This is a genomic window from Paracoccus sp. (in: a-proteobacteria) (assembly GCF_046289755.1).
Classification (GTDB): domain Bacteria; phylum Pseudomonadota; class Alphaproteobacteria; order Rhodobacterales; family Rhodobacteraceae; genus Paracoccus.
This window is the reverse complement of record NZ_JBKBVD010000016.1, coordinates 60,619-70,352: the sequence shown is the minus strand read 5'-3', so window position 1 is coordinate 70,352 and position 9,734 is coordinate 60,619. Positions and strand designations below refer to the sequence as shown.

The window sequence follows — 9,734 nt, the reverse complement described above, 5'->3', positions numbered from 1 at the left end:
TGTTTGCGGCATCATAATCCTTGAACCGTTCACACTCTGCACATAAATCGGGCTCAGAAGGCGATGCCTAGCGTATTCGCTCATCACCTTCTACCTCCCTGTTGGACTTAGGCCGGGCCTCGTGCCCGGCTTTTTTTTGTCGCGCAAGGGCGACGGCCACCCTTTCCCTGATCGCGATCAGGCCCTAAAAGGCCCATGATTTCACGCGCAGGAAGGCCATACCCATGCAGGAACCACAGGTCACGCCGGAACTGATCGCAGCCCATGGGCTCAAGCCCGACGAATACGATCGTATCCTGCAGATCATTGGCCGCATCCCCAGCTTTACCGAGCTGGGCATCTTCAGCGCCATGTGGAACGAGCATTGTTCCTATAAATCATCAAAGAAATGGCTGCGCACGCTGCCGGTGGACGGCCCGCAGGTCATCTGCGGCCCCGGCGAGAATGCGGGCGTGGTCGATATCGGCGATGGTCAGGCCGTGGTCTTCAAGATGGAAAGCCACAACCACCCCAGCTATATCGAGCCGCATCAGGGCGCGGCCACCGGCGTCGGCGGCATCCTGCGCGACGTCTTTACCATGGGCGCGCGGCCCATTGCGGCGATGGATGCGCTGTCCTTCGGCCTGCCCTCGCATCCCAAGACCGCGCATCTGGTCAAGGGCGTGGTCGAGGGGATCGGCGCCTATGGCAATGCTTTCGGCGTGCCGAATCTGGGCGGCGAGGTCCGCTTTCACGCCAGCTATAACGGCAACTGCCTTGTGAACGCCTTTGCCGCCGGTCTGGCCGACACCGACAAGATCTTTTATTCCGCCGCATCCGGGGTCGGCATGCCGGTCGTCTATCTGGGCGCCAAGACCGGCCGCGACGGCGTCGGCGGCGCCACCATGGCCAGCGCCGAATTCGACGACACGATCGAGGACAAGCGCCCCACCGTGCAGGTCGGCGACCCCTTCACCGAGAAATGCCTGATGGAGGCCTGCCTTGAGCTGATGGCCTCGGGGTCGGTGATCTCGATTCAGGACATGGGGGCTGCGGGCCTGACCTGTTCGGCGGTCGAGATGGGCGACAAGGGCGGGCTTGGCATCAAGCTGACCCTCGATCACGTGCCCCAGCGCGAAACCAACATGACCGCCTATGAGATGATGCTGTCGGAATCCCAGGAACGGATGCTGATGGTCCTCAAGCCCGAGAAAGAGGCAGAGGCCCGCGCGATCTTTGAAAAATGGGATCTGGATTTCGCCATCGTGGGCGAGACGATTGCCGAGGACCGCTTTCTGATCCTGCACGGCAATGAGGTCATGGCCGATCTGCCGCTGTCGAAGCTGTCCTCCTCGGCACCCGAATATGACCGCCCCTGGGTGGAAACCCCGCCTGCCGCCCCGGCGCCCGCCCTGCCGCAGATCGCCCCCATCGCCGCCCTGCGCGCCCTGATCGGCAGCCCCAGCCACGCCCACAAGGCATGGGTCTGGGAGCAATACGACACCCAGGTCGGCGCCGACACGATCCGCCGCCCCGGCATGGGCGCGGGCGTGGTGCGCGTGCACGGCACCCGCAAGGCGCTGGCCTTCACCAGCGATGTGACACCGCGCTATGTGCGCGCCAACCCGTTCGAGGGCGGCAAGCAGGCCGTGGCCGAAGCCTATCGCAACCTGACCGCCGTGGGCGCGCAGCCCCTGGCCACCACCGACAACCTCAACTTCGGCAACCCGGAAAAGCCGCAGATCATGGGCCAGCTGGTGGGCGCGATCAAAGGCATCGGTGAGGCCTGCCGGGCGCTGGATTTCCCGATCGTCTCGGGCAATGTGTCGCTGTATAATGAAACCGACGGCGCGGGCATCCTGCCCACCCCCACCATCGGCGGCGTCGGCCTGATCGCGGATCTGGACGACATCATCGCGGGCCTGCCCTCGGAGGGCGATCTGGCGCTGGTCATCGGCGCAACGCAGGGCCATCTGGAGCAATCGGCGCTGGCTGCCGAAGCCTTCGGCATCGAGGCGGGCGACGCGCCCCCGGTCAATCTGGCCGCCGAGCGCAAACATGGCGAATTCCTGCGGGCCAACCGCCGCCACCTGTCCTCGGCCACCGATCTGTCCGATGGCGGGCTGGCGCTGGCCGCCTTCGAGATGGCCGAGGCCGCAGGTCTGGGCCTCACGCTGGACCCCGCCGAGATCGCACAGCTGTTCGGCGAGGATCAGGCCCGCTACCTCGTCGCCTGCACGCCCGAGGCCGCAAAGGCTCTCAGCGCCGCCGCAGACGAGGCAGGGGTTCCCCTCACAACGGTCGGCCAGTTCGGCGGCGACCGCGTGACGCTTGGCGGCGACAGCGCACCGCTGACCGATCTGTCGGACCTCTACCGCACGGCTTTTGCCGCCGCGATCAGCGGCGACATGCCCGACCACGCATGACCGTCACCGCGCCGCCGGGCTATGCCGCGCTGATCATGGCGGCAGGGCGCGGCACCCGCGCGGGCGCGGGGACGCCCAAGCAATGGCGCGATCTGGCCGGGCGCCCGGTGCTGGACCACACGCTGGCCGCCTTCGCGGGTTTTGAGCGCATCGTGCTGGTCGTCCATCCCGACGACATGGCCTGTGCCATCGCCCGCTATGCAGGCCGCGTGACCCTCGTGACCGGCGCCGACACCCGCGCCGCCAGCGTCCGCGCGGGGCTGACGGCGCTGTCGGGTCAGGCCAGCCATGTCCTGATCCATGACGGCGCCCGCCCGCTGACCCCCGATACGGTGATCCGGGGCGTGATCGGGGCGCTGCAATCGGGCGCCGGGGCCGCCGCCCCCGCCCTGCCCGTCTCGGACGCGCTCTGGCGGGGTCAGCACGACCGCGTCACCGGCACCGCCCCGCGCGACGGGCTGTTCCGCGCCCAGACCCCTCAGGGCTTTGCCTTGGAAAAAATATCCATGGCGCACCGCCTCCACCCGGACGACGCCGCCGATGATGTCGAACTGGCCCGCAAAGCGGGCATCGAGGTTGCCATCACGCCGGGGTCAGAGGACAATCTGAAAATCACCTTCCCCGCCGATTTCGCGCGGGCCGAACGCATTCTGGGGGCTGCGATGGATATCCGCCTTGGCAATGGCTATGACGTGCACGCCTTCACCACCGGCGATCACGTCACGCTCTGCGGCATCCGCATCCCGCATGAGGCGGGCCTTCTGGGCCATTCCGATGCCGATGTCGGCATGCATGCGCTGACCGATGCGATCTATGGCGCGCTGGCGCAGGGCGACATCGGGCGGCACTTCCCCCCCTCGGACCCGCAATGGAAGGGCGCCGACAGCGCCATCTTTCTGGATCATGCGGCGGCGCTGGCGCGTGAGACCGGCTTTCGCATCGGCAATGCCGACGTCACCCTGATCTGCGAGGCGCCAAAGATCGGCCCCCATGCGCAGGCCATGCAGGACCGGCTGTCCGCGATCATGGCGCTGGAGCCGGGCCGCGTCAGCGTCAAGGCCACCACCTCGGAACGCCTCGGCTTTACCGGCCGGCGCGAGGGCATTGCCGCCATCGCCACCGTCACCCTCATCAAGGACTAGCCCCTCATGGAACGCCTGCTCTGCATCTGGTTCGGCGCGGGCCTGTTGCGCCCCGCCCCCGGCACCTGGGGATCGGCGGTGGCCGTGGCCATGGGCCTGCTGATCCACCGGATCGGGCATTTCCCCCTGCTGGCCGCGGCCACGCTGGCGGTCACGGCGCTTGGCTTCTGGGCCGTCGCGCGGCACACGGCGGGCATGGCCGATCCCGACCGCAGCGAGATCGTCATCGACGAGGTTGCCGGTCAATGGCTGGCGCTGCTGTTTCCGTCCTTCGGCTTCTGGTGGATGGGCCTGCCCGCCGACAGTTTTCCCTATCCCGGCTGGGTCGCGGCCTTCCTGTTCTTCCGCCTGTTCGACATCTGGAAGCCGTGGATCATCGGTCGCGCCGACCGGCGCGGCGATGCGGCAGGCGTCATGCTGGACGATCTGTGGGCGGGGCTGTTTGCGGGCATCGCCACAATGATCGCGGCCGCCATCGCGCATGGGGTGCTGATGTGAGCCGCGCCGCCGAGGTTCTGGACGCCGCCCGCGCGCGCGGCATCATGATCGCCAGTGCCGAAAGCTGCACCGGCGGGCTGATCGCGGCCTCGCTGACCGAGGTGCCGGGCTCGTCCGACGCCTTCGACCGGGGCTTTGTCACCTATTCCAACGCCGCCAAGCAGCAGATGCTGGGCATCCGCCCCGCCACGCTGGAGGCCCATGGCGCCGTCAGCGAGGAAATCGCCGCCCAGATGGCCACCGGCGCGCTGCGCAACTCGGGCGCGGGGATCGCGGTCGCGGTCACCGGCATCGCAGGTCCCGGCGGCTCGGAACACAAGCCCGAGGGCCGCGTCTGCTTCGGCATCGCCGAACCCTTCGGCACCCGCACGGAAACGGTGGAATTCGGCGCCATCGGCCGCCACCGCGTCCGCGCCGCCACGGTCGAACATGCGCTGCAACTGCTGCTGGACGCGCTGCGGGTCTGATTTCGGGTTTAACCGCGCAGGATCGCCGCCAGTGCCGCGACCTGCGCGTCGGGCGTGTCCCAGGACGTCACCAGACGCAGCGGCACCGGGTCCAGCGCTTCGGCGGATTTGTCAGGCCAGAGATGATAGATCGCCCCCGCCGCCCGCGCCCGCGCATGGGTCTGTGCCGGAATGGCGGCGAAGACCGCGTTCGACTGCACCGGCTGCAACAGCTGCCCGCCACCTGCGATGACCGCCTGGGCCAGCAGCGCAGCCCTGGCATTGGCGCGGCCCGCCAGATCCAGCCACAGCCCGTCCGTCACCAGCGCCAGCATCTGGGCCGCCAGAAAGCGGTTCTTGGAAAACACATGGCCCGATTGCTTGCGGCGATAGTCGAATCCCTCGGCCAGTGCCGGATCGAAGAACACCACCGCCTCGGCCGCCATGGCGCCGTTCTTGGTGCCGCCGAAACACAGCGCATCCACCCCCGCCCGCCATGTCACATCCGCCGCCGCACAGCCAAGCCGCGCCACCGCATTGGCAAACCGCGCCCCGTCCATATGCAGGGCCAACCCCGCCCCCCGCGCGACCGAGGCCAGCGCAGCCACCTCAGGCGGGCTGTAGACCGTGCCCCATTCGGTCGCATTGGTGATCGAGACCATGGCATTGCGCCCGCCATTCAACCCCTCACCGGCGCCCACCCGGATCGCCTGCGCCAGCGCGCCGGGGGTCAGCTTGCCGCCCGCGCCGGGCTGCGTCACCAGCTTGGCGCCGTGGGAAAAGAACTCGGGGGCGGCGCATTCGCTGGTCTCGATATGCGCGTCCTGATGGCAATAGATGCGCCCGAATGAGGGCGACAGCTGCGCGCAGACCAGCGCATTGGCCGCCGTGCCCGTGGCCACGAACCGCACCACCGCCTCGGGTGCATCCAGCACCTGCCGGATCGCCTCGACCGCGCGCGCGGTCACCGGATCGGCGCCATAGCCCATCATCGCGCCGTCATTCGCATCAGCCAGCGCCGCCAGCACCGCCGGATGCGCGCCCCAGGCATTGTCGGATGCGAAATTCACGACAGATCCTCGATGATGTAATCTTCCCAGTCGTCCTCGGTGACGCTGAGTTCGCTGACCGTCCAGCCGCGCACGCTGGCGCCCGCGCGATGCACCGACTCGGGGTCGCCCGAAACAAGGGGATGCCAGTCATACAGCGGACGCCCCTCGGCCCGCAGGCGATAGGCGCAGGTGCCGGGCAGCCACCATGCGATCTTGCGCAGCTTGTCGGGCGTCAGCACCACGCAATCGGGCACGAAATCATGGCGGTTGGCATAGCTGGCGCAGCGGCAGCTTTCGCCGTCCAGCAGCTTGCAGGCGACGCGGGTAAAGGCCAGCTCGTCCGTGTCTTCGAACTCGATCTTGTTCAGGCAGCACTTGCCGCAGCCGTCGCACAGCGCCTCCCATTCGGGGCGGGTCAGGTCGGTCAGCGGCAGTTCCCAGAATTTCTTGCGCATCAGCCGCCCGCAAGCACGCGGCGCGCGTCATCGGCGTCGCGGGCAATCTGGGCAATCAGCGCCTCGACGCCCTCGAACCGGGCCTCGTCGCGCAGAAATTCGACCAGAGCCACCGACAGGTGCTGGCCGTAAAGATCGCCCGAGAAATCGAACAGATGCACTTCCAGATTGGGCGTGTTCTCGCCAAACATCGGGCGCACCCCCAACGACGCGACGCCCTGACAGGACAGCCGGTCCGGCCCGGTCAGCACATCGACCAGCACCGCATAGACGCCAAGGCGCGGCAGATGCAGCCCGTCCACGCGCATATTCGCGGTGGGCCAGCCGAAATCGCGGCCGCGCTTTTCGCCGTGGATCACCTCGCCCTCGATCCGGTGCCAATGGCCCAGCATCCGCTCGGCGTCGCGGGTGCGCCCGTCCGCCAGCGCGGCCCGGATCGCGGTCGAGCTGTATTCGGCGCCGCCCTGCCCCAGCAGCGGCAGGATGGTGACACCAAAGCCCAGTTGCCGACCCAGTTCGGCCAGCATCTGCGCATTCCCGGCCCGGTTCTTGCCAAAGCAGAAATCCGCGCCGACCGTGACATGGGCCACGCCCAGACCGTCGCACAGCACCTCGTGCACGAAAGCCTCGGGGGTCAGACCGGCCAGAACGGCGCTGAAGGGCAGCTCATACAGATGCGCGACGCCCAGACGCGCCAGACGGTTCGCCCGTGCCTCGGCATTCATCAGCCGGAAGGCGGGCGCGCCGGGGGCAAAGAACTGCCGTGGATGCGGCTCGAAGGTCAGAATGCCCAGGGGCGCGTCACAGGCCTCGCGGGCGGCGTCGATCACGGCGCGGTGGCCTTTGTGCACGCCGTCGAAATTGCCCATGGCGACGCTGGCGCCGCGGGCGGATGGGGAAAGACCTGTCCAGTCGCGATGGATCTGCAATGCGTGCCCTCAGTGCGTGCAGCGGCGCCCCTGAGGGCGACCGCGTTCCTGAATGACCCTATCGCGCAGGGGGCGGCGGGTTGCAAGACTGCCGCCCGACCTGCCCCCGCCGCACCCCCTCAGCGCAGCCGCCCGATCGCGTAACGCGGCGCCAGTTGCTGAACAGACAGCCAGTCCGACAGCGCCTGCGGGTCAGGATTCTCGACATCGGCGCCAAGCGCCTCGGCGGCCAGACCGCCGGTGACGAACAGCGCGTCGATGCCCTCTTGTGCGGCGCCCCGGACATCGGTGGCGATGCCGTCGCCCACCGCCAGAATGCGCGCGTTCTCGTCCAGATCCATCAGCCGCCGCGCCCGGTCATAGATCGGCGGATGCGGCTTGCCGAAATAGAACGCCTTGCCGCCGAGGCTTTCATAGAACTCGGCCAGCGCGCCCGCACAGTAGATGCGGGTCTCGCCCAGATCGACGACGATGTCGGGATTGGCGCACAGCATCGGCAGCCCCCGCTCGCGCGCCAGCAGAAAGCGGCCGCGATAATCCTCGGGGGTCTCGGTCTCTTCGTCGAAGGGGCCCGAGGCGACGATGCCCTCGGCCTGATCCAGATCGACCCGTTCGATCAGCGGCGCATCGGCGAATTCGGGCGGGATGTCGGTGAAAAAGCCGTGGTCCTTTTCCAGCCCGATATGCCAGATCTTGCGGCCCACGGCGCCCGACAGCATCGCCTCTTGCGCGCAATCGCCCGAACTGACGACCAGATCCCAGGCATCGCGCGGCACCCCCATGCGGTCGAGCTGTTCGATCACATAGCGGTTGGGGCGCGGCGCATTGGTCATCAGGCAGACCCGCCCGCCCTGCGCGCGGAACGCCTGCAACGCCGCCACCGCCGCCGCATAGGGCTGTTTGCCATTGTGCAGACAGCCCCAAAGGTCGCAGAACAGCGCGTCATAGCCGCTTGAAATCTCGGCCAGCGAACGGAGAATGCGGGTCATCAGACGGCCAGAACCGGGATGATCTGCTTCTTGCGGCTCATCACGCCGGGCAGAACCACGCTGTCGCCGGTGACGGTGACGGCAAAGCTGCGCTCGGCCACCGATTTGACGAAATCGTTCGGGACCAGCAGCGTCGCCTCTTCGCGCAGGATGTCCACGACGAACAGCAGCACCTCGTCGGCGCCGTCATCGGCGGCCACCTTGGGCATGGCGGCCAGCAGCGCGGCCTTGCGGTCCAGGATCACCTGCGGCGCGGTCGTTTCCAGCACCGAGACGCGCAGCTGCTTGCCGCCCAGCTCGTATTCCTTGCTGTCCATGCGCAGCAGCGCCTCTTCGGAAAAGGCGCTGACATCGGATTTCGCGGCAAACATCCCGGTCGCGAAATCGGTGACGTTCACGCCCAGATCGGCGGCCAGCTTTTCGGCCACGGCGCGGTCATGGGGCGTGGTGGTGGGGCTGCGGAATTCCAGCGTGTCCGACAGGATGCAGGTCAGCATGGCACCCTTGATGCCCTCGGGGGCGCGGGCCATGTCCTCGCCGATCAGGTCGTGCATGATCGTGGCGGTGCAGGCCAGCGGGCGGATGGTGATATTGATCGGCGTCTTTGTCCTGATGCCGCCGGCCAGCAGGTGGTGGTCGATGATCTCGATCACATCGGCCTCGTTGATCGAGGCGGGCAGTTCGGCCGGGTTGTTCGTATCGACCACGACGCATTGATCGCCCTTGGCGACATCGGTGATGATGCGCGGCTTGGGCAGATCCCAGCGATGCAGCATCCATGCGGCTTCGGTATTGGGTTCGCCCTGCAGCACGGCCTCGGCGGGCTGCTTGCGGACCTCGTTCAGATACCAGGCCCAGATAATGGGCGAGCCGGTGGAATCCGTGTCGGGTGCGGTGTGGCCGAAAACCTTGATCATGGAAAAGCGCCTCGTTGCGTTATGCGTCGGTCGCGGCGCTTATAGGCGGGGGCCTGCCGCTTGTCCACGATCAGACAGGCACGCCCGCGCAGTCGCACATGCAAAAGGGCGCCCCCTGCGGGACGCCCGTCTTGCCGGTCACAGCCCTCGCGCCTCAGGCGGCGCGGGTCAGCAGAACCTCTTCGACGCGCTTCTGGGCGCCGCCCTCGTCCAGACCGCCCACGGCGGCCACTTCGCGGGTCAGCCGGTCCAGCGCGGCCTCGTACAGCTGACGCTCGGAATAGGACTGCTCGCGCTGGTCATCGCAGCGATGCAGGTCGCGCACGACCTCGGCGATCGACATCAGATCGCCCGAATTGATCTTTTGCTCGTATTCCTGCGCCCGGCGCGACCACATGGCGCGCTTGACGCGGGCCTTGCCCTTCAGCGTCTCCAGCGCGCGGTCGATCAGATCGGGCGAGGACAGGCCCCGCATCCCGATTTCGCTGGCGCGGGCGGTGGGCACGCGCAGGGTCATCTTGTCCTTGTCGAACGAGATGACAAACATCTCAAGCCGCAGCCCCGCGACTTCCTGCTCATCAATCGACACGATCCGGCCAACACCATGGGCCGGATAAACGACGAAATCATCGGGGCGGAATTCGTTTTTCTTGGTCTTCGACATCTGGCTTCCTCTTGGTAGCGCCCTGTCTCAGGGCACAAAGAACCGAAAGCGGCGGTGCCACCTTCGGTCCGGTCCTTCATATCTCTGTCATTCCGTCCCGGCAGAGGGCGCGGAGAGGCAGTCTTGCGGCACAATCCGAACCGGCCCTTGCCGAGCCTTCAGCTGCGCGATGTCTGATAATATAACACAAAAATGACGCCCAAGAAAGCGCCGGGTTAGGGCGCTTTCTGCATGGCA

The 9,734-nt window shown here is 67.3% G+C and carries 10 protein-coding genes; 4 read left to right on the top strand and 6 right to left on the bottom strand.

The window, feature by feature from the left end; all coding sequences use genetic code 11:
* Positions 1-224 precede the first annotated feature (224 nt).
* The 4 genes from purL to ACK41U_RS08330 are packed head-to-tail and all read left to right on the top strand — an operon-like array spanning position 225 to position 4,512.
* Positions 225-2,405 (top strand): phosphoribosylformylglycinamidine synthase subunit PurL, encoded by a 2,181-nt coding sequence (gene purL, locus ACK41U_RS08345; protein ID WP_409678268.1) that lies wholly within the window; start codon positions 225-227, stop codon positions 2,403-2,405.
* Positions 2,402-3,547: a bifunctional 2-C-methyl-D-erythritol 4-phosphate cytidylyltransferase/2-C-methyl-D-erythritol 2,4-cyclodiphosphate synthase gene (locus ACK41U_RS08340; RefSeq protein WP_409678265.1), complete on the top strand. Its 1,146-nt coding sequence runs from the start codon at positions 2,402-2,404 to the stop codon at positions 3,545-3,547. The genes purL and ACK41U_RS08340 overlap by 4 nt, the downstream gene beginning before the upstream one ends.
* A gap of 6 nt (positions 3,548-3,553) precedes the next feature.
* A complete protein-coding gene (locus ACK41U_RS08335; protein ID WP_409678262.1) occupies positions 3,554-4,045 on the top strand; it encodes a phosphatidylglycerophosphatase A in 492 nt (163 codons plus the stop codon).
* Positions 4,042-4,512: a CinA family protein gene (locus ACK41U_RS08330; protein ID WP_409678259.1), complete on the top strand. Its 471-nt coding sequence runs from the start codon at positions 4,042-4,044 to the stop codon at positions 4,510-4,512. Before ACK41U_RS08335 ends, ACK41U_RS08330 begins: the two co-directional genes overlap by 4 nt.
* Before the next feature lie 8 nt (positions 4,513-4,520).
* Here ACK41U_RS08330 and ACK41U_RS08325 read toward each other — a convergent pair whose 3' ends face one another.
* From ACK41U_RS08325 to ACK41U_RS08300, 6 genes are all read right to left on the bottom strand, one after another.
* Positions 4,521-5,561: a threonine aldolase family protein gene (locus tag ACK41U_RS08325; RefSeq protein ID WP_409678256.1), complete on the bottom strand. Its 1,041-nt coding sequence runs from the start codon at positions 5,559-5,561 to the stop codon at positions 4,521-4,523.
* Positions 5,558-5,998, bottom strand: coding sequence for a YcgN family cysteine cluster protein (locus ACK41U_RS08320; RefSeq protein ID WP_409678253.1), 441 nt, complete (start codon positions 5,996-5,998; stop codon positions 5,558-5,560). The genes ACK41U_RS08325 and ACK41U_RS08320 overlap by 4 nt, the downstream gene beginning before the upstream one ends.
* Positions 5,998-6,927: a bifunctional riboflavin kinase/FAD synthetase gene (locus ACK41U_RS08315; RefSeq protein ID WP_409678250.1), complete on the bottom strand. Its 930-nt coding sequence runs from the start codon at positions 6,925-6,927 to the stop codon at positions 5,998-6,000. Before ACK41U_RS08315 ends, ACK41U_RS08320 begins: the two co-directional genes overlap by 1 nt.
* Positions 6,928-7,046: 119 nt before the next feature.
* The gene (locus tag ACK41U_RS08310) at positions 7,047-7,916 is read right to left on the bottom strand and encodes a TIGR01459 family HAD-type hydrolase (RefSeq protein WP_409678248.1); all 870 of its coding nucleotides are present in this window, start codon (positions 7,914-7,916) and stop codon (positions 7,047-7,049) included.
* The gene (locus ACK41U_RS08305) at positions 7,916-8,833 is read right to left on the bottom strand and encodes a manganese-dependent inorganic pyrophosphatase (RefSeq protein ID WP_409678246.1); all 918 of its coding nucleotides are present in this window, start codon (positions 8,831-8,833) and stop codon (positions 7,916-7,918) included. Before ACK41U_RS08305 ends, ACK41U_RS08310 begins: the two co-directional genes overlap by 1 nt.
* 154 nt (positions 8,834-8,987) lie before the next feature.
* Positions 8,988-9,497, bottom strand: a complete 510-nt coding sequence (locus ACK41U_RS08300) for a CarD family transcriptional regulator (protein ID WP_409678243.1) — start codon at positions 9,495-9,497, stop codon at positions 8,988-8,990.
* Between the last annotated feature and the right edge of the window lie 237 nt (positions 9,498-9,734).